The organism is Pseudoalteromonas sp. bablab_jr011, assembly GCF_016464045.1.
Lineage (GTDB): Bacteria > Pseudomonadota > Gammaproteobacteria > Enterobacterales > Alteromonadaceae > Pseudoalteromonas > Pseudoalteromonas lipolytica.
In genome coordinates, this window is record NZ_JACDWU010000085.1 from 1 (window position 1) to 22,253 (window position 22,253).

Annotated in this window: 21 protein-coding genes and 1 pseudogene; 14 read left to right on the forward strand and 8 right to left on the reverse strand. The window is 42.7% G+C overall.

Features of this window, described 5'->3' with window-relative positions; translation table 11 throughout:
• Positions 1-78: pseudogene (locus JIG41_RS02740) on the forward strand (IS200/IS605 family transposase); the annotation flags it as partial.
• Positions 79-139: 61 nt separating this feature from the next.
• On the forward strand, positions 140-556 hold the full coding sequence (locus JIG41_RS02745; RefSeq protein ID WP_065979704.1) for a GFA family protein: 417 nt from the start codon (positions 140-142) through the stop codon (positions 554-556).
• Positions 557-565: 9 nt separating this feature from the next.
• Here JIG41_RS02745 and JIG41_RS02750 read toward each other — a convergent pair whose 3' ends face one another.
• From JIG41_RS02750 to rhlP, 3 genes are all read right to left on the reverse strand, one after another.
• Positions 566-1,768 carry an MFS transporter gene (locus JIG41_RS02750; RefSeq protein ID WP_199524223.1) on the reverse strand — a complete coding sequence of 401 codons (1,203 nt, stop codon included), beginning with the start codon at positions 1,766-1,768 and terminating at the stop codon, positions 566-568.
• A gap of 96 nt (positions 1,769-1,864) precedes the next feature.
• The gene (locus JIG41_RS02755; protein ID WP_199524224.1) at positions 1,865-3,925 is read right to left on the reverse strand and encodes a TonB-dependent receptor; all 2,061 of its coding nucleotides are present in this window, start codon (positions 3,923-3,925) and stop codon (positions 1,865-1,867) included.
• Between the two features lie 76 nt (positions 3,926-4,001).
• Positions 4,002-4,820: a rhombotarget lipoprotein gene (gene rhlP / locus JIG41_RS02760; RefSeq protein WP_118844599.1), complete on the reverse strand. Its 819-nt coding sequence runs from the start codon at positions 4,818-4,820 to the stop codon at positions 4,002-4,004.
• Positions 4,821-5,080: 260 nt separating this feature from the next.
• On the opposite strand from rhlP, the gene JIG41_RS02765 reads away from it, so the two are divergent.
• The 3 genes from JIG41_RS02765 to JIG41_RS02775 all read left to right on the forward strand — a co-directional run bounded on the left by JIG41_RS02765 (position 5,081) and on the right by JIG41_RS02775 (position 7,026).
• Positions 5,081-5,515, forward strand: a complete 435-nt coding sequence (locus JIG41_RS02765; RefSeq protein WP_036966195.1) for a hypothetical protein — start codon at positions 5,081-5,083, stop codon at positions 5,513-5,515.
• A 98-nt stretch (positions 5,516-5,613) separates the two neighbouring features.
• Positions 5,614-5,934: a hypothetical protein gene (locus JIG41_RS02770; protein ID WP_036966198.1), complete on the forward strand. Its 321-nt coding sequence runs from the start codon at positions 5,614-5,616 to the stop codon at positions 5,932-5,934.
• A gap of 18 nt (positions 5,935-5,952) precedes the next feature.
• Positions 5,953-7,026 (forward strand): endonuclease/exonuclease/phosphatase family protein, encoded by a 1,074-nt coding sequence (locus JIG41_RS02775; RefSeq protein ID WP_199524225.1) that lies wholly within the window; start codon positions 5,953-5,955, stop codon positions 7,024-7,026.
• Between the two features lie 31 nt (positions 7,027-7,057).
• Here JIG41_RS02775 and JIG41_RS02780 read toward each other — a convergent pair whose 3' ends face one another.
• Positions 7,058-8,434 (reverse strand): NAD-dependent succinate-semialdehyde dehydrogenase, encoded by a 1,377-nt coding sequence (locus JIG41_RS02780; RefSeq protein ID WP_118844598.1) that lies wholly within the window; start codon positions 8,432-8,434, stop codon positions 7,058-7,060.
• A 168-nt stretch (positions 8,435-8,602) separates the two neighbouring features.
• Here JIG41_RS02780 and JIG41_RS02785 point away from each other — a divergent pair, with 168 nt between their 5' ends.
• The 3 genes from JIG41_RS02785 to JIG41_RS02795 are packed head-to-tail and all read left to right on the forward strand — an operon-like array spanning position 8,603 to position 10,747.
• A complete protein-coding gene (locus JIG41_RS02785) occupies positions 8,603-9,640 on the forward strand; it encodes a nitronate monooxygenase family protein (RefSeq protein ID WP_118844597.1) in 1,038 nt (345 codons plus the stop codon).
• Positions 9,628-10,203, forward strand: a complete 576-nt coding sequence (locus JIG41_RS02790; protein ID WP_231387281.1) for a Crp/Fnr family transcriptional regulator — start codon at positions 9,628-9,630, stop codon at positions 10,201-10,203. The genes JIG41_RS02785 and JIG41_RS02790 overlap by 13 nt, the downstream gene beginning before the upstream one ends.
• A 49-nt stretch (positions 10,204-10,252) precedes the next feature.
• Positions 10,253-10,747 (forward strand): YgjV family protein, encoded by a 495-nt coding sequence (locus JIG41_RS02795; protein WP_118844595.1) that lies wholly within the window; start codon positions 10,253-10,255, stop codon positions 10,745-10,747.
• A gap of 60 nt (positions 10,748-10,807) precedes the next feature.
• Here the strand turns inward: JIG41_RS02795 and JIG41_RS02800 are convergent, their stop codons facing one another.
• On the reverse strand, positions 10,808-11,320 hold the full coding sequence (locus JIG41_RS02800) for an NUDIX hydrolase (protein ID WP_036966217.1): 513 nt from the start codon (positions 11,318-11,320) through the stop codon (positions 10,808-10,810).
• Positions 11,321-11,540: 220 nt separating this feature from the next.
• On the opposite strand from JIG41_RS02800, the gene JIG41_RS02805 reads away from it, so the two are divergent.
• From JIG41_RS02805 to JIG41_RS02825, 5 genes are read left to right on the forward strand one after another with little or no spacing between them, the layout of a single operon-like run.
• The gene (locus tag JIG41_RS02805) at positions 11,541-12,881 is read left to right on the forward strand and encodes a sigma-54 dependent transcriptional regulator (RefSeq protein WP_036966220.1); all 1,341 of its coding nucleotides are present in this window, start codon (positions 11,541-11,543) and stop codon (positions 12,879-12,881) included.
• A 14-nt stretch (positions 12,882-12,895) separates the two neighbouring features.
• The gene (locus JIG41_RS02810; protein ID WP_036966223.1) at positions 12,896-13,105 is read left to right on the forward strand and encodes a histidine kinase; all 210 of its coding nucleotides are present in this window, start codon (positions 12,896-12,898) and stop codon (positions 13,103-13,105) included.
• Positions 13,106-13,127: 22 nt separating this feature from the next.
• Complete coding sequence (locus JIG41_RS02815; protein ID WP_036966226.1) at positions 13,128-14,606, forward strand: ATP-binding protein; 1,479 nt, start codon at positions 13,128-13,130, stop codon at positions 14,604-14,606.
• Positions 14,607-15,068 carry a response regulator gene (locus JIG41_RS02820; RefSeq protein WP_036966232.1) on the forward strand — a complete coding sequence of 154 codons (462 nt, stop codon included), beginning with the start codon at positions 14,607-14,609 and terminating at the stop codon, positions 15,066-15,068.
• 10 nt (positions 15,069-15,078) lie between these two features.
• Positions 15,079-17,046 (forward strand): response regulator, encoded by a 1,968-nt coding sequence (locus tag JIG41_RS02825; RefSeq protein ID WP_065979714.1) that lies wholly within the window; start codon positions 15,079-15,081, stop codon positions 17,044-17,046.
• On the opposite strand, the gene JIG41_RS02830 is transcribed toward JIG41_RS02825, so the two are convergent.
• Genes JIG41_RS02830 through JIG41_RS02840 form a run of 3 tightly spaced genes read right to left on the reverse strand, consistent with a single transcriptional unit; the run spans position 17,033 to position 20,745 of the window.
• Positions 17,033-18,037, reverse strand: a complete 1,005-nt coding sequence (locus JIG41_RS02830; RefSeq protein WP_036966238.1) for a LacI family DNA-binding transcriptional regulator — start codon at positions 18,035-18,037, stop codon at positions 17,033-17,035. The two genes, JIG41_RS02825 and JIG41_RS02830, sit on opposite strands and share 14 nt — an antisense overlap.
• A gap of 23 nt (positions 18,038-18,060) precedes the next feature.
• On the reverse strand, positions 18,061-19,392 hold the full coding sequence (locus JIG41_RS02835; RefSeq protein ID WP_036966243.1) for a glycoside-pentoside-hexuronide (GPH):cation symporter: 1,332 nt from the start codon (positions 19,390-19,392) through the stop codon (positions 18,061-18,063).
• 18 nt (positions 19,393-19,410) lie between these two features.
• Entirely contained in the window at positions 19,411-20,745 is a 1,335-nt protein-coding gene (locus tag JIG41_RS02840; protein WP_083633665.1) for a GH1 family beta-glucosidase, read from the reverse strand.
• A gap of 234 nt (positions 20,746-20,979) precedes the next feature.
• Between JIG41_RS02840 and JIG41_RS02845 the strand changes: the two genes are divergently transcribed.
• Entirely contained in the window at positions 20,980-22,245 is a 1,266-nt protein-coding gene (locus tag JIG41_RS02845) for a sugar MFS transporter (protein WP_074988914.1), read from the forward strand.
• Positions 22,246-22,253 lie beyond the last annotated feature (8 nt).

Here is a 22,253-nt window from a genome sequence, read left to right on the forward strand (position 1 = left end):
GAAGAAATAATAAGGCGGTATGTCAGGCACCAAGAAAAGGAAGAGGTGCAAGAGCAGGCGCAGTTAACACTTCAGTAAACAACGCCCCCTTCTAGGGGGCTAATGCAAAGCCACCTTCTTTAGAAGGTGGATCTTTTACATGCAAATCACGGGTCGTTGTCACTGTGGTGAGGTAACTTACCAAGCACAAGTTGATGAAAGTAAAGTATTTAACTGTCATTGTACCGACTGTCAAATAATTTCAGGGGCACCATTTCGTACCGTTGTTATGTCAATGCCCGATGCTGTTACATTCACGGGTGCTACACCAAAAGAATATATAAAAATCGCTGAAAGCGGTAATCAAAGAGCACAGGGGTTTTGTGCTAATTGTGGTACTGCTTTGTACGCGACCTCAGTCGGTGAAGGCGAGCGCATTTATGGCTTACGTTTAGGGGCTGTTGAGCAAGCCGCTGAGCTTATCCCAAACACACATATTTGGTATCGTTCTCATAAACCATGGCTTGATAACTTAGCGGATATGAGCACATTTGAAATCACAGCAGCCAGTCAATAAGGGGCTGTACTATTTATTGTTGATAGTTACGTCATTGTTGATAGTCACGTTTCGGCCACTCAAGTAACCAAATAGCGCGCATAACAGGCTTGATACAATACATAGCCATAGCGCGCCAGCCCAATTATTAAAAAAGCTATGTAATGTACCGGCCAAGATTGGCCCTGTTGCGGCCAGTAAATAGCCGATACATTGCGCCATACCTGATAAAGCAGCAGCTTGCTGCGCATTATGAGTACGTAAACTCACAAACGATAAACCTAAAATAAAACAAGCACCTGAGCAAAATCCTAAGGTGACAGACCAAAGCATAGCGAAGCTTGGCGCGTACAATAATCCAAATGAACATAGCGCACCTAATAAGGCCAAGCTAAAAGTGAGTATTCGCTGATCATTTAGTTTTGCTAATAAGGGAATAAGCACGATACCGGGTAATGCTGAGGCAACTTGAAACGCACCTTGCAAGGCTCCAGCGTGTTCAGCTGTATGACCAAACTCAATCAAAATACTCGGCAGCCAACCAAGCATAATGTAAGTAAAAAATGAGTTAAAACCGAGTAATAGTGTTATTTGCCATGCTAAAGGTGAATGCCAAACTTTCGCCTGAGTGGTGTGCGATACCTGTGCTTTGCCAGGCATCGTATGCTGTTTTAACTGAGGGAGCCAAACAACAATGGCCAGTAACACCAGTAATGAATAACTGGCTAAAGCCACTTGCCAGCCTATTTCTTTGTATTCTGCAAGGGGAGTGATCAGTGCTGAATAACTCCCGCCAAATATGCCCATTGCAAGTACGTAGCTTGACGTCATTACCGCCACTTTATGCGAAAAATCACGCTTAATAAGACTTGGCAATAATACATTACCAATCGCAATACCAACGCCAATCACGGCGGTGCCAATAAATAAAACACTTGCAGAATCAATCAGGCGAGACAAAACACCCACGCCAATCAGGAGCAGAGCGATAAACAACGACAGTTCCAGACCATATTTTTTAGCCAAGCTTGCTGCTATGGGGGAGGCAATGGCAAAGGCTATCAGGGGTAAAGTGGTCAACATACCGGCTTGCGATGCTGTGAGCTTAAATTGCTCAATAATCTGTTCTAGTACTGGCGCAATGCCTGTGATGGGCGCGCGTAAGCTGGCTGCAATAAGAAAAATGCCAAGCACTAATAAAAGGGTGCGAATTGCGTTTTGAGAAGATGGCACGCTGTTTAGACACTTAAGTAAGAGATAAAACTATCATACCTAAATACTAAACAGCGTGGGTGAACTATGAGATAGCTGACCAAATAATGCGGTCACTTAAAACTGATAACGTGCTGATAACATTGCGTTACGGGGTCTTCCTGGAAAATAGCGATCGCCGTTAAAGCTCGTGTAGTCTGCTCGTTCAGCATAGTGCTCATCGGTTAAGTTGTTTACGCGCAGAGTGACAGCAAACGTAGGGGTAAGCTGCCAAGCTGCTGTTAAATTAACCAGCGAGTGGCCTTCGTAACGATGAAGATTTTCAGGGTCGGTAAAATAGCCGCTGGTGTTGTAGAGCTCAAGCGCTACCCGAGTCATATCATTAGCCTGCCAAAGTAATTGTAAGTTAGCGATATTACGCGGGGCGGTATCGACCTCATTGCCATTGATATTAACCTCACCTAATAGTTGGTCATAGCTGTAGGTATGCTTAGCGTGCGTTGCAGCTAATTGCATTGAGATAGTGGGCGTAATGGCGTAGGCGAGTTCAAGCTCAATGCCGCGATGCTGGGTTTGCCCGTCATTGACATAGAAAAAGTCACTGTCGCGGAAAATCGTATTTTCTTTATTCATAGCATAAGCACTTATCACGTAATGGAGTTGTGCTTGCTGACCTTTGAAGCCAAATTCCAGATTTTTTGCAATTTCTGATTTTAACTCAGCAACGCTTTGTTCACGCTGAAGCTGATAAAGCTCAGCCGCTTGCGGCGCTCGAAAGCCTTCAGACGCATTGGCATAAATAAAGTGATTATTGGTAAATTGGTAGCTTATGCCAAGTTTAGGTGAGAAATTAGCAAAGCTATTAATACCGCTTTCTGGGCGAGAATAGCGACAGCCACCCATTCCGCACGGGGTGCCATCTTCTTTCGTGCGACCTGCGAGCATATGGTTCGTGTAATCATAACGCATGTCTTCGTATCGGCCCCCTACAGTGACTAATAGTTCATCATATTGCCAGTCTAGGTTTATAAATGGTGCCAGTAAGCGACTCGTAACCTGATAGTCATAATGTTTACCCTGAGGGACTGTTGCGACCAAAAAAGCAGAACCCTCTGTTGGCTTATCTTGGTATTGTAAAAAATCGGCATCGGTAAGCTCACCATCAAAGCCCACGGTAAGCGTACTTGCGTTTGCAAATTGGTGCTGCCACATTGATTGTATACCTACGCCTTGTTGCGCGTTTTCTTCCAAAGGCGTGCCGGGTAAAAAGTGTTTAAAAAAGGTCATGCTTTGGTCGCGCAGGTAAGGGGTTAGCGTGAAACTATTGTTGTCGTCTTTTGTCCAATTTAACTTGGACCACACACGCATCGATTGTGCTTTTCTAAAGGCATCGGGGTTTGGATTTGACTGTGCAATGTCTTCATCTTTGTAGCTTTCAAAGCCTTCAATATAGCCTGCGGTTTGTTGATCTAAATGCGTATAAGTAAGGCCGCTATTGAGCGTGAAATTGTCAGCATCATAACGATGGCGCATGGTCACTTTTTCTTGGTCAACCCCTTCATCATCACGGTAGCCTGTGTCGCGAGTGATACTCACATTAATACCAAGGCCTTGTTTGCCAAAGTCGTGACCTTGCCCCAATTTATAGCGGCTATAGCCAAAAGAACCGTAGTCTAAACCAAGTGTGGTGTGATCATAGGTTGTATCGGGCGTAATAACGTTAATAACCCCATGGACTGCATTGGAACCATAAAGAGCTGAGCCTGGGCCTTTTAATACCTCAATGCGCTCAGCCATTTCTGTGTGCGCTTCAAATAATTCGTTGATATTACAAAAACCAGCGGCACGCAGGGGAATACCATCTTCTGCTGTGAGTATCCCACCGCAGGCCCCAGCGCCCGATAGCACTGGCGAGCGAAGGGCGGGTAAGTACTCTTGTCCATTACCATGTTGTAAGTTTGCACCTGCAACCTGTTTAAGGGCTTGTTGAATATGCGTGGGCGCAATGAGTGATAATTGTTGTTTAGAAATACTGCTTACAACCACAGGAAGTGGATCAGCAAGCACTTCGGTACGAGAGGCGGTGGTGGTGATATGCTCAAGTTCATTTGTTGCGGCAAATGTATGGCAGCTAATTGAAAGAGAGCCAATAAGCGCTGAGATTAATGACAACTTCATGAAAACCCTTTGATTAAACAACGACAACGAGAATCAAAGGGTAACTGCTTTTAACGGTGTGTAAAAGCTTTCGCGATTAATGAATTGCTTTTCGTCGCAGACACACAGCCCCCAAAAGTAAAGCGATAAGCCAAAATAGGCTACTGCCACTGTGCCCCTTTTTATGGCTGACATTGGCAATTTTCTCGTCTTTAACGCGAATTTTAAATTGACCTAATTCGGTATCTAGATTTCCTATCATGTCGTCAACAGCAGCATTAAAACTTGCTAGCGATTGCTGTTTCGCGACCTCATCGATACCAATTGCTGTACTTCGTTTCTCTGCTTTATGGATACCTGGCGCACGGAACAACATTTTTCGGCTTTTAATATCAAATACCGCGGTATCGACGAATGTTTGCACCGTGTTTTCATTACCCGGAATGACATAGAGACCAACAATGGTGAGGTATAAGAAGGCTGCATTATTTTCTAAACTTTGTGACACTTGGTCATACGACACCAGCGCCATAATGTCCACATCGTATAAACGTGATACCTGCTCTAAAGTAGTAAACCCCTCGCCTCCCTTTAAGTAGGTACTTGGGATGACTTCGATACGGTCAATATAGTCATACTGCATAAATTGTTTTTTTACTTTGTTGAGTAGTGCTATTTCGTCACTATGATGGAGGCCGTTGTTGTATTTGTTAGGAATAAAGGCAATACCCACTGTGGCGGGTAAGTTTAGAGTGGGCACACTGATTTGTTCGGCTGCTCGTTGTTGTTGATCTGGGTATAAATAGTCAACCAATGAGCTAGATTGAGTTTGTTGATTACCGTGTTGACTCAACATGGTACTGCAGCCAGTTAGCGTAAATATCACAATGATCAAACACCACTTTAATGAATTCATAAACGATCCTTTTTTATAACGTGTTCGAAAACAATGGGTGTAATTTTGGTTTTTTAATCACAGTCATTGTTCCTAATTGAAGCTTTCATTCAGACAAAGAAAGTCATGAAAAGTGCCAAAGAAGATTAAAGAAATGTAAAGATTGTTTTTATAACGTATTGTTATTTATGATCTTGTTATTTTTAATTGTAACCCTTCATCTATGATTCAGGCTTGCTTGATAGGCTTTTCAACAAGAGCAAATGCAGAGGGTCTCTATTATGAATAAAATAATTACTATCTCGTTAGCCGTGCTAGGTTTGAGTTTGGTGCCTATAGAAGCGAGTGCTAAACATGATCGTGACCATGACAGATACGAGTACAAACACGAACGTAAAAAGCACCATAAACATAAAAAGCATCATAAGCATCATCGCCATGACCGTGATTGTCATCACGATAGGTATGACCGCTATAGCTACCGTGATTTACCACCCGGTTTATACAAAAAAGTAGGTTATGGCGGTGGATTACCGCCAGGTTGGTACAAACGGTATCATCATGGTGATATTCTCGACAGAGATATTTATCGCCACGGCCGAGTAATAAAGCGTCGCGATAGAAATGGCATTATTGCCATTGAAATTGATGATCGCTTAATACACTTAGTACATGACACACGAGAAATTTTATCCATCGTGTCGCGTCATCGTTAATCCTGTTTAAAGCCGCTTTGCGGATTTTTTATACTCTTTCATTCCCAGTTCAGAAATAGTTGCTACGCTTAGTAGAATACATAAAAAGGAAAGTTCGTATGAAAACATTTTTAACAGTGGCTGTTTTAGGGCTTAGTATTGTTGCGACAGGCGCTTTAGCAAAGGACAAAGATAAGGACAAAGACAAAGGAAAAAGCTTACCGCCTGGTCTAGAGAAAAAACTTGAAAACGGTGGAGATCTTCCGCCTGGTTGGCAAAAGAAATACCGAAAAGGTGACATACTTGACCGCGATATTTATCGTCGAGGTAAGGTGATTAAATCGCGTAATAACGACGGATTAATTTCAATTCAGGTTGATGGCACCATTGTTCGTTTGGTAGAAGATACCCGCGAAATAGTCTCGATTCTGAGCCGATAAATTGTGCCAATGAGTTATATGAGCCATGCATTGAGTGTACTGTCTGTACTTTTGCTTATTGTCTCACTATTGCCATTTTCGTACTCCCAGCATTATTTAATTCGAAGTTGTGATTTTGTGCGGCTGCAAGTAGCGTATCTTGCAGGAGCATGTTTGCTGGGAGCAAGCGTGTTATTTTACCTCTCCAACAGCTATTATTTACTCGGTTGTATTGTTATAAGCTTTGTGGTTTTGCTACTGCAAGCGAACTGGATTTACCCCTACACATGGTTCGCTAAGAAAGAAGTTGTCTCAAGTAGTAAAGATGATGCTCACAGTATTCGCATAATGTCTGCGAATGTGCTGATGTCGAATACGCACTACGGCAAACTTATTAAACTGGTAAAAAACCACCAACCAGATTTACTCATCACGCTTGAATCTAATGAAACGTGGCAACAGCAGCTCAGTTGTCTAGAAGCAGATTACCCATATCGTATCTATTGCCCTAAAGATAATCGTTACGGTATGCATTTATACAGTAAGTTTGAAATTAAACACCAACAGGTATGTGAATTAATCGAAGCGGATATTCCTTCGATTCATATCGTATTTGAAGATGCCAATAATACAGAAGTTGAGGCGCACTTTATTCACCCAGCTCCTCCAAGTCCCACCGAAAAAGACACCTCGCGTCCTCGTGATACCGAGCTTATTATTCTGGCCAAAGCCCTTAAAAATAGAACGCGCCCTTGCATCGTTGCAGGCGATCTGAATGATGTTGCTTGGTCACGGAGCACGCGTTTGTTTATGCGAGTTTCTAAGTTGTTAGACCCGCGTAAAGGACGCGGCTTTTTTAATACATTTCATGCGGGTTACTTTTTTATGCGTTGGCCGCTTGATCATTTATTCCACAGTGATGAATTCAGTGTAAAACGAATTGAACGCCTTGCTAAGTATGGCTCTGATCATTTTGCACTATTAACCGAATTGACTTATGACCCCGCTGCTTCAAATCAAAAACAACATGAGGATATTGATAAAGATAAAGCGATTAAAGAGTTAAAAATGCCTATGGCATCTAAGCAGCAAGTTCCGACCTTTGATGAATGAGAAAGGGCTCAATGAGCCCTTTCAGTGAGTATTATTGGTTGATCATAATGGTTTTAATATTTACAAATTCGCGTAAGCCAAAACCACCATGCTCTCGGCCATAGCCGCTGTCTTTCACTCCACCAAACGGCAAGTTTGGCTGAGCGAGTCCATAGCCATTTATATTTACCATTCCTGTATCAAAATGCAGCCTAGCCAGTTCAACAGCCTGTTTCTCGTTGCTAGAAAAAATACCTCCTCCTAATCCATAACGCGAGTCGTTGGCTATACGCATCGCGTCGTCATTATCTTTGGCGCGGATCAGAGAGGCCACGGGGCCAAATAGCTCATCATCGTAGGCTGGCATTCCTGGTTTTACATTTTCAAGTAAGGTCGCTGGGTAGTAAAAACCAGTGCCTGTTGGCATGCTGCCACCGACAATCGCCTTCGCTCCAGCATCAATAGAGTCACTTACTTGTTGGTGAAGCTGTGCGCGTAAATCTTCACGTGCCATTGGCCCAAGCCCTGTGTTTTCATCATTAGGGTCACCCAGTTTTACTTGCTCAAACTGTTCTTTAATACGTGCTTTAAAGTCATTATATACTGCGTCAACCACCACAAAGCGTTTCGCCGCGACACATGTTTGGCCATTATTGATAAGACGACCTTGGGTACATGCCTCAATGGCGGTATTAAGGTCGGCATCATCAAGGACAACGTAAGCATCATTACTGCCAAGCTCAAGCACGGTTTTCTTGACATGCTTACCGGCACGCTCTGCCACTTTTTTACCCGTGCTGTCACTGCCAGTAAATGTGACCCCGCGAATAGCGGTATGCTCAATTAATTCGCTGGCTGTTTTACCGTCGATTAATAAGTTTTTAAAGCAATGGGTTGGAAAACCAGCTTCATTAAATAACTGCTCAATTTTTTCAGCCATTCCAAATACGTTACCGGCGTGTTTTAGCACGGTCGTGTTACCAGCCATAACATTAGCACAGGCATAACGAATAACCTGATAAAGAGGGAAGTTCCAAGGTTGAATACCTAAGATAACACCGATAGGTTGGTAGCTAATGATGGCGCGGCCACCTTGCATATCGCGTTTTTCTTCGGCGAGGACCTCAGGGCCTTGGTCGGCTGTGTAGCGACATATAGCAGCACAAAGTTCCGTTTCTTGTAAGCCTTGTTGATAAAGCTTGCCCATTTCGTCAGTCATTAACTGTGCTAATTCATGTTTATTATCGTCAATCAATTTTGCAAGTTGATTAAGGTATTTAGCTCGCTCTAATAAAGATGTCTCGCGCCATGATAAAAAGGTTTTATGGCATTTATCTATTTCAGCCTTAGCTTCTTGTAAAGACAAGAGAGTGTAGGTATTTAAAGTTTGCTCGTTTGTTGGATTGATTGTAGTTACTGTATCAGTCATCATTATCTCCTTACAAAATGTACATGACCTTGTGCAAAGCTAACACCAGCTTTTCAAATGTTTTTTAGATTTTTGTTTTTATTGGCTTTTATTTGTTTTTATCTGGTTTCTGTGTGTGTGGAAATATGTAAAAACTGCAAGAGGCTGCAAAACTTACAAGGATAGGCTATGAGTAATACATTGTTTAATACAGAGCTTGCGATTATCCAAGCGCCCATGGCAGGGGTGCAAAATGCACAACTGGCGGTTGCTGTGTGTGAAGCGGGAGGTTTGGGGTCGTTACCTTGTGCCATGCTCTCGAAAGAGCAACTGATTAACGAGTTGGACTATTTAACACACCATACTAATAAGCCATATAATTTAAACTTCTTTTGTCATCAAGTCAGCCCGTACAGCGAAGCTGAGCAACAGCAGTGGCATGAACTATTAAGCCCATATTTTGCTGAGTTTGAAATAGATGCATCGCAATTCAGTCGCAAAGCCTCACGACAGCCTGTTGATCAGCAGGTAATTGATACAATTGCGACTTATAAACCTCCCGTGGTTAGTTTTCATTTTGGCTTACCTAATCAAGAAATTATCGCGCAAATCAAAGCATGGGGTGGCAAGGTTTTGTCATCAGCAACGACTTTAGACGAAGCTCGTTGGTTAAAAGAGCGTGGTGTTGATGCAATCATTGCACAGGGCAAAGAAGCGGGTGGACATCGAGGATGCTTTCTATCGATGGATTTATCGTCACAGCCCAGCACAGAACAGCTCGTTCATGATTGTTTATGTTTGGATATACCGATAATTGCGGCTGGGGGCATTAGTACGCCAGAACAGGTAAAAATGTTTAAAGAGCTCAACGTGGCGGCAGTACAAGTTGGCAGTGCCTACTTGTTATGTGAAGAAGCAACGACAAGCGCATTACACCGTGAAGCATTAAAAACGACAGCGGCAAATAATACTGAGCTCACCACTCTTTTCTCGGGTCGTCCTGCGCGCGGGATACGAAACAGAATTATGCAAGAGCTTGGCGCAATGCCAACGCAAGCGCCTGCTTTTCCTTATGCCTCGATAGCCTTAACAGCACTGCGCTCGAGAGCAGAAGCACAAGGAAGCAGTGGTTTTTCACCGCTGTGGTGTGGTGAGTGTTTCAAAGCCAGAGAAGGCATTAACGCCAAACAAATAACCGCGCTATTAATGCAAGGGTGGCAATCTTGACGGATACTCAGTTACTGCCCTTGGGTGATAGTTACCATCACCTTGCTAATGAGTTTCGTAATAAGCTTGCGGGCATGATTGCACTCAAGCGATACGCTAAAGAGCATGTGCTGCTACAGCAAGGTGAGCAACAACAAGCGGGGTATTTAATTGTATCTGGAGTACTTGGCGCATTACATGTATCAGAGCAGGGCGCTCAAAAGTGCAAAGAGTTTTACTTTCAGGATGAGTTTGCACTGCTTTATGGCAACTGGCTAACCGAAACTAATGCGTTTTACCAACTTAAAGTAATGCGGGACGCTGAGCTTATCAAGGTGCCACTGACTTTATTTGATAACCCAGATTGGCAAGCAATGAAGCATAAATTAATCACTCAACAGCTATTATTTAAAGAGGCAAAAGAAGCCTTTTTATTACTGAATACGCCAGAGCAAAGGTATAAATATTTGCTGGATAACAAACCGCATTGGCTCGCACAATTGAGTTTAAATGAGGTCGCAATGTATTTAGGTATTTCAGCTATTTCATTATCGCGAATTCGAGGGCGTCTTAACTTAAGTTAATGTGCGCGATTTTAAGGAACATTACACTGCTGATTTTTCAGGAGTTGGTATGTTTATTTTATCGCAATGCTTGGTCGCTATTGCCACATTACTCGATTTAGCGTCATTTCAATTTAAGCAAAGGCAGTTTATTTTAGCCTGTTTGTTTAGTTCTGTGTTGCTCACTTCTGTGCACTTTTTTCTACTTGATAACTTAAGTGCCGCAAGCTTAATGCTCATAGCCGCAGTGCGCTACGTATATTGTATTTTTGCCCGTAAAACCAGGATGATGGTTATTTTCATGTTGCTGAGTATCACTGCTGTAAGCCTGACTTGGTATAACTGGGTGAGTGTTATAGCCCTCGCCGCAACCTTAATTCAGACTTATGCTTCGTTCCAAAGTAAAGACTTATCATTACGGCTGATGATGGTGGTAGGTACGCTATGTTGGATAACACATAACGCGCTCTTGTTTTCGCCAGTCGCAGTGGTGATGGAAACGGTATTTTTATTGAGTAATTTAGTCGGAATATGGCGCTATTATGCGCCGCCTAAAGCTGTATGAGTATCAGTAAGGTATTAGCACGGCATTATAAGCATACCGTGCTTTTCCATCGAAAAACCCTCAAAGCGTGTTAGCAATCAGCTTGAGTAAGTAGGTTTCTCGTTGAATAGATAAACCTTGTTTTTCGCTCATAGCCAAGGTTGTCTCGTTATGAGCGATGGCGTCATAAATATTAATCCACTTTGGTTGCATGCCATTTTGTACTTCGTAGTGCTCCATTTTGGGCGCGGCTAGCTCACCGTTGATCTCGCAAAAGTAGCAGTAAGATTTAATATGCACACAATCAAAATCATCTTTATACCACGGCCTAATTTCTTCGTATAAGCCTAGTGGGTGCGTTATGTTTATCTGTTGTGCACCGGTTTCTTCTGAAAGCTCTCTGTACAGGCCTTGTTCAATACTTTCACCGTTATCGACTCCACCACCCGGTAGACTATAGTCATCATAACGTGCGGTGTATAAAAGCAGTATGTGTTCACCTTTTAGCACGATTGCACGCGCGGTGTTGCGAATAAATACCGAACCATAATCATTACTTAGGCTTGGATGAATAACTTTTCTTAATAATTTCATTTAATTACAACGTAGCAACTTCGCTAAAGTACAGCTTAGCTTAATATTTGGTGAGTTATGATAACGTGTTATGAATATTTAATTCATTATAATTACCCCAAATTGAAACTTAATGCGATAATATAGTTGTAATTAATAACAACTTAGCTACCTAACGCTCGTTGTTTTATTTTCGGAAAAACTGTGCGTAGAATGGTAAAAAAAGGCTTAGGGAAAGAATATGTTAAATGTGCTTTTAGTTGATGATGACAGTGAGTTTAGTGATGTCGTGTGTCACATTGTAGAATTCCTCGGGCATAATATAAATACAGCTGCAAACCTTGCAGAAGCAGAGCAATGGTTCGAAAACAATACATTCGACCACGTCTTTTTAGATTTTATGTTACCAGATGGCAGTGGTCTGCACCTACTTGAACACCTTAAAAAAATTGGTCAATCCCCGCGAGTGACACTCATTTCTGGCCACCCTTCGGTGAAGGGGAAATTAGCAGAAATGTGTGAGGCGAATGTAGGGCACTTAGTTAAACCCCTTCAGCGCGAAGACATCGAAAGGGTTCTCAACCCTAAAAAAGCAAATACAAAGAAAAAGTCAGCACCGAGTATTAAACGTCATTTTGGCACGCTCATTGGTGAATCTGATGTTATGCATAAGCTTTACACCATGATTGAACGTGTCGCAGCAACCTCTGCCAATGTCATGCTCATGGGGGAAAGTGGTGCCGGTAAAGAAGTCGTCGCACAAGCGATTCACAATGCGACAGCCTGCGATGGCCCACTTGTTGCCACAAACTGCGGTGCATTTTCTAAAGAGTTGATTGGCAGCGAATTATTTGGCCACGAAAAAGGCGCTTTCACAGGGGCTGTTGCACGCAAAGAAGGGGTGTTTGAGCAAGCTGCTGGTGGTACGTTATTTTTAGACGAAGTCACCGAAATGCCCATTGATATGCAACCAAATTTATTGCGTGTCCTCGAAAATAAACGAGTGACCCGTGTCGGGGGGACAAAAGAGCAAGCGGTGAACTGCCGTGTTATTTCAGCAACCAACAGAACGTTGGATGACCTTGCGCAGAACAACGTGATCCGTGAAGATATCTATTTTCGCTTAGCTGTTTTTCCGATTGATATTCCTGCGCTACGTGAGCGTAAAGAAGATATCCCGCTACTTGCGAACGCATTTTTAGAGCAACTAAACGAAGAAAATGGCACAGACTTTAAATGGCAAGCAAGTCAGCTAAAAGAACTTGAAAGTCATGATTGGCCCGGTAATGTGCGAGAGCTTCGCCATGCTATTCACCGTGCTTTTATAATGAGCGACCCTAAAGGCAGTGCTATTACTTTACCTGAATCGCTCGAATCACCATTTTCTCGCGTCAATAAAGAAACACAGACCAGCCAGGTTATGGCTGGACAAACCATAGAAGAAGTCGAAAAAGAGCTGATCCACGCAACCTTGGATAAAGTACAAGGTAATAAAACCATCGCAGCACAAATGCTGGGGATCAGTACTAAAACACTCTATAACCGTTTAAATGCTTATGGCGGCATCGGAGAATACAAATAAAAAAAGGATAAAAAATGAATAATCACGAGTCTTTACGTCAGTTGGTACACGATGCTCGCGCACCACTTAACCGTATTTCAATGAATGCAGAGTTAGTTAAGCTCGTATTAGAAAACGATATGCCTAAAGAAAAAGCATTGGCCGCGCTTGATAAGATTATCGCCAATTGCCAGCAATGTAGTGAGCAACTTCAGCAAATTAGTGACACGCATACCAGCGATTAACGAATAAGCCATTGGGAAGAAAATGCATAAACAAAAGGGAAAAATCACATTAAATTGGGCAGGCTTTATAGCGATTGTTCTGTGTATTGTGATAGCCAATGCCATTTTGGCAGTAAACACGATTCGCTCACTGACAGAGACACAAAATAGTCTTGATAACACCAATTCGCTAAATACTGCCATTGAACGATTACATTTATCGGTGGTGCAAGCTGAGTCGGGTCAACGAGGTTATTTACTGACAGACCGTGAAGATTATTTGCTGCCATACAATGATGCGATTGCGTCTATGCAAGCGCAAATTATGCTGGTTAAAAGTTTACATTCAGAGATACCCGGTCAGGCTGAGCGTATTGCGCGGTTTATTTTTTTAGTGAATGACAAAATCGCAATAATGAGCCAAATTACGGATCTTGCTTTGGCCGATAAAAACGTGAAAGCTCGGCGTTTGCTTTTAACAGATAAAGGGCGCGAACTTTACAAAGACATTCGCGCTGCTGTTGATGAAATTCATATGCGCGAACTTAATTTTAAAGTCGAACAGTTTGCTAAATTATCGCAAATCAAAAACGACGCAAAACTGACTTTTGTGATCACTGCGGTGACCAGTACGCTATTGATCATTGGCATGTTTATTTTGACGCGGATCAACTCACTTAATGCAGCAAAATACCGTGCAGATTTAGAAGTGCAAAATGAAACATTGGCCGCTAAAGTGTCAGAACGTACCCAAGAGTTAACCATTTATTCAGACGAATTAAGTCGCTCGAACCGAGAGCTAGAAGAGTTTGCGTTTGTCGCCAGCCATGATTTACAAGAGCCTCTGAGGAAAATTCAGGCGTTTAGTGATCGGCTCGAAAGTATGTTCAAAGACGATTTGGGTGAAAAAGGCCTCGATTATATTAATCGTATGAAAAATGCGGCGCAGCGCATGTCTAATTTGATTAATGACTTATTAGAGTTTTCGCGAGTTACAACCCGTGGCAAAGACTTTATTGATACAGACCTTAACGAGGTCGTTCATGAAGTGTTAGATGACCTTGAGATTGCCATTAAAGAGTCAGAGGCAACGGTAAACTTAGATACGTTACCGCATATTCAAGCTGATCCGAGTCAGATGCTGCAACTGTTTTTAAATATTCTTTCTAATGCCGTTAAATTTAGACGTGAAAATGTGCCACCTATCATTACCATTTCCTATCAACGGACTGAAGAGTTTAGCCCTGCACACAACAGCGATGTTGCGTGGGAAATTATTACTATTTCAGATAACGGTATTGGCTTCTCTGAAGAGTACTTAGAAAAAATATTTGTTCCATTTCAGCGCCTTCATGGTCGTTCGCAATACAAAGGCACTGGAATTGGCTTGTCTGTATGCCGACGAATCGTAGAACGCCACGGTGGTGAAATTACAGCAACCAGTCAAGTGGGTGAGGGTGCAAGCTTCACTATTAAACTACCTGTGGAAACATCACTTTTCACATTGCAAGGAGAGGCTTAGATGCCACTTAATAAAGTAAAACCCATAACCATTTTAATGGCAGATGACGATGAAGACGATCGTTTATTAACCCAAGACGCTTTAGCTGAAAGTCGCGTACTCAATGAGCTGTTTTTTGTTGAAGATGGTGTTGAGCTACTTGAATACCTTGAACGAAAAGGCAAGTTCAGTGAGAAAGAAAACTCGCCGCGTCCAGGGCTAATATTGCTTGATTTAAATATGCCTCGCATGGATGGACGTGAAGCGTTACAAGCGATTAAGTCTAACCCTAATTTAAAAGGGATTCCGGTTGTTATTCTTACTACATCAAAGCAAGAGGAAGATATGATCAAAGGCTACGACTTAGGTGCAGCCTCTTATATCACCAAACCGGTTACTTTTGATGGATTAGTCGAGCTCATGAAAACCTTAGGAAAATACTGGGTCGAGTTTGTTGAACTACCGCCATCAAATAATGATTAAAGGATAAGCAATGTTAGATAAGGTAACCCGATTACTGTTAGTAGAAGACGATGAAGATGATTATATTCTGACCTGTGATTACTTAGAGCAACTGGGTTCCCATACATTTGATGTTGAATGGTTAAGCTGCCCTGAGCAGGCGATTGGTGTACTGAGTGAGAACAAACATGATATTTGTTTGTTAGATTATCGCTTAGGGGCATCGGACGGATTAGAAGTGCTAAAACGGGCTGTTGCGAATGGTTTTCGCGGCCCGATAATCATGCTTACGGGGCAGTCTGACGAAATGCTTGATTCCGCCGCGCTCGATGCGGGAGCTGTTGACTACTTAGTCAAAAGCGAAATGAGCTCAGGGCGTTTTGCGCGCGCGATACGTTACGCACTAGCGCGACGAGAAGTCGAAGATGAACGTGTTGAGCGTTTAAAAGCCGAAGCTGAAAACCGCTCGAAAGACCGTTTTTTAGCGCACTTAAGTCATGAGTTACGCACCCCTTTGTCGTCAATTCTTGGCTACACTGAGCTATTAATGCAAAGTGAAAAAAACCAGCATGCGCAGAATGAGCTCGGGGTGATTTACAGAAACGGTAAGCATCTTTTGAGTTTGTTAAACGATGTACTTGATTTGTCTAAAATTGCTGCAGATAAACTTGAGTTGAACTGCAGTGATGTAAACCTTGATAGCTTGATGGCTGATGTGTACACGCTGATGCGGGTATCTGCGATTGATAAGGGGTTATCATTGCGATTTGAATCGCAGCAAGCCCTGCCTTTGATCATTAATTCAGACGCCACGCGCTTACGACAGATTTTAATTAATATTATTAATAACGCGATTAAGTTTACGAACCACGGTGAAATTGTCGTGCGCGCATGGACTGCGTGGGTTAATGAGCGCGAAATGCTGTTTTTTAGTATTAAAGATACAGGGCTGGGTATTGCACCAGAAAAGCAAGCTATTATCTTTAAACCGTTTGAACAAATTGCCGATGTTGAATCACGCGATGTGGGCGGAGCAGGCCTAGGCCTTGCTATTTGTTCTGAGCTGTTAACGCGTATGCAGGGGTCAATCAGTTTGGAGTCAACTCAGGGAGTCGGGTCTGAGTTCACCTTGTCGATTTACCCTGGCAATATTCGCGATGTTGAACGCCAACGACTTCGCTTTGATTCGAATCCAGATTACCAACAAAAGTTAACGACCTTGACCACCCATGGCCGTGTGTTAGTTGTAGATGATTTAAAAGATTTGCGTATTTTAGTGGGCCATATGATCGCCAGCACAGGGGCTGATGTTGAATACGCTGAAAACGGCAAACAAGCGATTGAAAAAGTGGCCGCTGCTGAAAAAAATGGTAAGACGTTTGATATTGTTTTTATCGATTTGCACATGCCTGTTATGGGCGGCAAAGAAGCAACCATAGAGCTCAGAAAAATGGGTTACCAAGGTCCTATTATTGCGTTAACGGCCGCCACAATGAAAGGCGTAAAAAGCGAACTTACCGCGCTTGGCTTTAATGACATGATAGCGAAACCCCTTGATTCAGGTCTACTTTACCATGTGCTTAACCATTATATTTGCCAAGGAAAAACCGACCCCGTCGTGGCACGTGATGATTGCCCCGCCATAACACAACAAAGTACGCGCTACTTGCTGGTGGAAGATGATAGTGATGCCGCGCAAATTACGCAGCTATTGTTAGAAAGCTTGGGTGTCGAAACGGTGATTGCAGCCAGTTATAAGGCGTGCCTACAAACCTTACACACGGACCAACACTTCGATAAAGTGTTACTTGATATGCACCTGCCTGATGGTGAAGGACTTGATTTAGCACGCGAAGTTAAACAGCTTTACCCCAACTTAACGTTAGTTATTGTCAGTGGGGCCGAGCCAGAACCAGAAAAAATTGAACAGTTAGATATTGATCAAGTGCTGTTAAAGCCGATTAACTTAGGCTTGTTAACCCAGCTTATTGAGGGTTAGTGGTTATCGACTGCCTTACAACCAGCTCAGGTTCAAATACGGTTTGCAAAGGAGCCGTTTGCTTTTGATAAACGTGGCTCAACACCCAATCTGCCGCCATTTTGCCCATTTCGTTAATAGGGTAGTTTATGGTACTGAGAGGGGGGTAAACATGGCGTGTAAAAAACACATTATCGTAACCCATTATAGAAAGTTGATCAGGGAGTGTGAGACCGAGCTCTCTGGCGCTCGCCATAGCACCGGTTGCCATCTCGTCATTGGCACAAATAACCGCACTAAACGGCTTAGCGTGTTGATAAAGCGTTTTTAGGCCTGTAAACCCGCTGGCTTCCATAAAGTCACCTTGATAAAGTAATTGTTCATCAAAGGGTAACCCATACTCTGCGAGTGCTTTTTTATGGCCTTCAAGACGGTCTTGCGCGTCTTTTTTCCAAAGTGGACCACTAATATATGCAATCTGTTTATGGCCTTGTTCAAGCACATGTTTCGTTGCAAGGTAGCCACCTTTAATATTGTTTAAAATAATGCACCGATCGCTTAATTCACTAATAAAGCGATTGATTAGCACAAAGGGCACTTGGCTTTTACTGAGTTTTATAAGGTAGTCATCACTTACGGCTTCAACATGTAAAATAAGCCCGTCACAATTACGACTAATAAGGAATTCAATACCTTGTTTTTCACGCTCTTCATTACTGTGGCCTGCGGCGATAATTAAGTGCTTTTTTTGATTGCGAAAAGTATTTTCTATACCGCTCATCATCGGTCCATAAAAGGGACCATGTAATTCAGATACCAAAAGGCCAACACTGTTTGAGCAATTCGACGCTAATGATTGAGCGATTGAGTTAGGTCTATAACCAAGTTCATCCATCGCTGCGGTGACTTTTTTGCGAGTGGCATCACTAACATTAGCGTTGTTATTCATTACTCTTGAAACAGTCGCAAGTGATACACCCGCTAGTTTCGACACCTCGTAAATGGTGGCCATGTTATTCCTTTTTAAAATCCAAATTATGGATGATTTTTCAGTGACAAGTCAGCACTGATCTGCTCAACTGTTTTATTATCGAGAATATACCTTTTCATGATTAAGGCGACAAGCACGCTGCCAATTGCAGGGTATAGCGTAAATGAAATCAAAATTCCCGACAGTGTTTGATTACTCAGCGTTGTGTTTGCTTCGTAACCGTAAAATGCGAGTAACCAGCCAGCAATAGCCCCACCCAAAGCAAGGCCAAGCTTAATGAAAAACACCACACTGGCATACACTAGGCCGGTTAATCGCTCACCGGTTTTCCATTGACCATAGTCAATCGTGTCGGCCATTTTGGCCCACAGTAACGGGGTGGCCATTTGGGTGAAAAAGCACCATAAAAAGTAAATAATAAAGGCAAGTGCTAACTGTTCGCTCGGTAACCAAAATGCCACGCAACTAATGATGGCCGAGATGTATTGTAAGCGAATATAGGCCGTTTTTTTATCGACACGTTTACTGAGTGGTTGCGCACAGGCACAGCCTAAAATATTACCTATCATGCCTATTGTAATAAAGTAAGTGACCAGTTCAGCTTCGCCAAGAACATACTTGACGTAATAAATTGCCAAGGTGGTGCGAAGTACCATACTGGTTAAAAGCATAACGGCGGCAAAACAAAGTACCTTAAACGGGCCGTTTTGCAATAAGGTGCTCATGCGGCTTTTCCAGCTCAGAGAGCTGTTATGCTCGGCTATAACACGCTCTTTGGTAAAGCGAAAACAGATTAAAAATAACACCACACCCAAGCCACTCATCAGTGCCATAGTAAGCTGATAACCTAGGGCGTTATCACCTTTACCTAACCAATTTACCAGCGGTAAAGTACAGGCACTGACAATCAATCCTCCTAACATACCGAATACAAAGCGATAAGACTGTATAGATACGCGTTGCTTAGGGTCTGGGCTTAATACGCCCCCTAAAGCAGAGTAAGGGATATTGATAGCGGTATACACAAGCATAAGGAGTGTGTAGGTGATAAAGGCATAAATGACCTTGCCCGACTCGGGTAAATCGGGGGTTGTGAAGGTGATCATACTAATCACCCCAAATGGCACAGCCAGCCACAGCAAATAAGGCCGGTAACTGCCATATTTAGTGCGTGTCGAGTCGGTTAATGCGCCCATAAGTGGATCGGTAATCGCATCAACGACTCTTACCACTAAGAACAAGGTGCCGACAACTGCTGGCGAGATACCAAAAATATCGGTATAGAAAAAAGTTAAAAATAACATCACCGTTTGAAAGATAATGTTACTCGCTGTATCTCCTAAGCCATAAGCTATCTTTTCTTTTGTTGTCAGCATGTGTGTTCTCGTTTGTTATTATTTTTTTCGCTGCTTTAACAGTGCGCGATACTGCTTTGCACTTTCTTTTAAAATGCGTTGTTGGCTTTGATAGTCGATATAAACTAACCCAAAACGTTTTTCATAACCATACGCCCATTCAAAGTTATCCATTAAGCTCCATGCAAAATAGCCTTGAATATTAACGCCTTGGCGAATTGCATTACACACAGCATTTAAATGAGTGTGATAATAATCAACGCGTTCAATATCGTATACTTCACCATCTACTAAACTATCAGCCATAGCTGCACCATTTTCGGTGATATACATTTTGGGTAAATTATAGTGCTGATGTAATGAAACAAGCAGCTCAGTCAGGCCTTCTGGGTATACTTCCCAGCCCATATCTGTGACACGCACATCGGTCAGCGGGGCTTCTTCAAACCAGCCATCAGGCGTGTTTTTGTAGTGTATGCGGGTATAGTAATTAACGCCAATAAAGTCGACAGATTGACTAATAATTGCCATATCATCGGCTTCGATAATGGGTTTTACATCCGCCGCTAAGTCATCAAAAAGCGGGGGATAGCATCCCTCTAAAACCGCTTTAATGTACCACTGATTATGGTATTGGTCAGCAAGCTTTGCTGCGTTGCAATCATTCTTTGTCAGTGGGTAGGTTGGACTGAAGTTTAATACGATACCTGCCTCGGTATTAGGGCAGTTTTTGCGTAATACTTGCATAGCCAAACCATGAGCCAGTAATAGATGATGAGCCGCTTGACGACCTGCTTGCTGGCTTTTTATGCCCGGAGCATGAACACCAATTTCGTAGCCTAAATACGCACTACAAAACGGTTCGTTCAACGTGGCAAAAGAGTCAACCAAGTCACCTAAGTGACGACTGACTTTGTCGGCATAGTCTTGGAACTTGTAGGCTGTTTCGCGATTCAGCCAGCCCCCTTTGTTTTCAAGGTGCTGGGGTAAATCCCAGTGGTATAAGGTGACATATGTTTTGATATTGCGTGCTTTAAGTGCGCTGAGTAACTCAGTATAAAATGCCATGCCTTGTGAGTTTACAGAGCCATCCTCGTTGATTACCCGAGGCCATGAAATAGATAAACGATAGGCATCAACGGCTAAATCAGCAATCATCTCAATATCGTGTCGCCAATGTGTAACATGATCGCACGCTATATCACCGTTACTGTTATCGGCAATGGCGGAAGGTTTTTCGCAAAAAGTGTCCCAAATACACGCTAAGCGTGTATCCCGTGCGCCTTCAATTTGAAATGAGGCAGTAGCAACACCAAAGGTAAACTCGGGCTTGAGTAAATACGAGTCGGGCAAAAGAGAAATAGTTTTAAACACAGTGGATAGTCTTCCTTCGCATTGATTGTGTAAGGCGGCTGGCATACAGCATAGTAGTCAGTTGTAAGCGCTTACAGTTTTTCTGCAAATAAATTGCTTAATATGATTTATATGTTATAAATGTAAGCGCTTACATTTTATGTTGCAACACTTTTTTGTTTTTTCTTTAACCATGAAAAAGCACTATATTTGCTGTAACAAACTGATAAATATAAATAACTAGAGAATAAAATTATGGCTCATGTTTCAACGCCTGTTGCGGCAACATCAAGTCAAGTGGCGATGCCCAAGCAAACTTTTGCACTGGCATCATTAACCACTTTGTTTTTTATGTGGGGATTCATCACGTGTTTAAACGACATTCTGATCCCGTATCTAAAAGGCATGTTTTCACTTAACTACACGCAAGCGATGCTGATTCAGTTTTGCTTTTTTGGCGCGTACTTTGTGATGTCTATTCCCGCCGGTAAGCTTGTAAGTCGTATTGGTTATCAGTTTGGTATTGTTGTAGGGCTGGTTGTAGCAGCAATTGGATGCGCACTGTTTTACCCTGCGGCTGTCGCACATGTGTATGAGTTGTTTTTACTTGCCTTGTTTGTGCTTGCATCAGGCATCACTATTTTACAAGTCTCTGCTAATCCGTATGTCAGTGTACTTGGACCACAAAAAACCGCGTCTTCACGTTTAACAATGACCCAGGCATTTAACTCGCTAGGCACCACGGTTGCACCTATTTTTGGTGGGTGGTTAATTTTAACGGAAGTGAGTCATGCGACTGCGGAACAAGTGAAGTTTCCTTATTTAATGTTATCTGCCAGTTTGCTGGTTCTTGCCCTCATTTTTGCATTCTTAAAATTACCTAAGTTAGGCAGAGAAGCTGATAACGAAGCGGAGCATCAAGACCTTGAAGACTTTGTTGATTTAGGCAGCGTTTGGCAGTATCGCCATTTGATTCTTGGTGCTGTGGGTATTTTTGTTTATGTCGGTGCTGAAGTCGCCATTGGTAGCTTTTTAGTCGGCTTTTTAACCCTTGATAACATTGCAGGCTTAACTGATAAAGAAGCCGCTCATTACATTAGCTACTATTTTGCTGGCGCCATGATCGGCCGCTTTATCGGCGCGCTGGTAATGCAAAAGTTCAATGCAGGTAAAGTGCTTGCGTGTCATGGATTACTGGCTGTTGTATTGATTATTGTTGCAATGACCGGCGAGGGCAGCCTTGCAATGTGGGCGATTTTACTGGTTGGGTTATGTAATTCAATTATGTTCCCAACCATTTTTAGCTTGGCACTGCATGGTCTGGGTAAATACACCTCAAAGGGGTCAGGTATTTTATGTTTAGCGATTGTTGGCGGCGCCATTATACCGCTTATGCAAGGTATGCTGGCTGATTCAATCGGTGTACAGCTCGCGTTACTACTGCCAATCGCTTGTTATTTATATATTACTTACTTTGCGCTTTCTGGCTCAAAAGTAGTGTCTCAGAACCGTCATTCTTAAAGGTGCAG

Coding starts and splice junctions, on each gene's coding strand:
- JIG41_RS02745 (WP_065979704.1), top strand. CDS start 140: ATGCAAATCACGGGTCGTTGTCACTGTGGTGAGGTAACTTACCAAGCA.
- JIG41_RS02780 (WP_118844598.1), bottom strand. CDS start 8,434: ATGACTGATACAGTAACTACAATCAATCCAACAAACGAGCAAACTTTA.
- rhlP (WP_118844599.1), bottom strand. CDS start 4,820: ATGAATTCATTAAAGTGGTGTTTGATCATTGTGATATTTACGCTAACT.
- JIG41_RS02815 (WP_036966226.1), top strand. CDS start 13,128: ATGCATAAACAAAAGGGAAAAATCACATTAAATTGGGCAGGCTTTATA.
- JIG41_RS02800 (WP_036966217.1), bottom strand. CDS start 11,320: ATGAAATTATTAAGAAAAGTTATTCATCCAAGCCTAAGTAATGATTAT.
- JIG41_RS02825 (WP_065979714.1), top strand. CDS start 15,079: ATGTTAGATAAGGTAACCCGATTACTGTTAGTAGAAGACGATGAAGAT.
- JIG41_RS02805 (WP_036966220.1), top strand. CDS start 11,541: ATGTTAAATGTGCTTTTAGTTGATGATGACAGTGAGTTTAGTGATGTC.
- JIG41_RS02775 (WP_199524225.1), top strand. CDS start 5,953: ATGAGCCATGCATTGAGTGTACTGTCTGTACTTTTGCTTATTGTCTCA.
- JIG41_RS02845 (WP_074988914.1), top strand. CDS start 20,980: ATGGCTCATGTTTCAACGCCTGTTGCGGCAACATCAAGTCAAGTGGCG.
- JIG41_RS02785 (WP_118844597.1), top strand. CDS start 8,603: ATGAGTAATACATTGTTTAATACAGAGCTTGCGATTATCCAAGCGCCC.
- JIG41_RS02765 (WP_036966195.1), top strand. CDS start 5,081: ATGAATAAAATAATTACTATCTCGTTAGCCGTGCTAGGTTTGAGTTTG.
- JIG41_RS02770 (WP_036966198.1), top strand. CDS start 5,614: ATGAAAACATTTTTAACAGTGGCTGTTTTAGGGCTTAGTATTGTTGCG.
- JIG41_RS02830 (WP_036966238.1), bottom strand. CDS start 18,037: ATGGCCACCATTTACGAGGTGTCGAAACTAGCGGGTGTATCACTTGCG.
- JIG41_RS02810 (WP_036966223.1), top strand. CDS start 12,896: ATGAATAATCACGAGTCTTTACGTCAGTTGGTACACGATGCTCGCGCA.
- JIG41_RS02755 (WP_199524224.1), bottom strand. CDS start 3,925: ATGAAGTTGTCATTAATCTCAGCGCTTATTGGCTCTCTTTCAATTAGC.
- JIG41_RS02820 (WP_036966232.1), top strand. CDS start 14,607: ATGCCACTTAATAAAGTAAAACCCATAACCATTTTAATGGCAGATGAC.
- JIG41_RS02795 (WP_118844595.1), top strand. CDS start 10,253: ATGTTTATTTTATCGCAATGCTTGGTCGCTATTGCCACATTACTCGAT.
- JIG41_RS02835 (WP_036966243.1), bottom strand. CDS start 19,392: ATGCTGACAACAAAAGAAAAGATAGCTTATGGCTTAGGAGATACAGCG.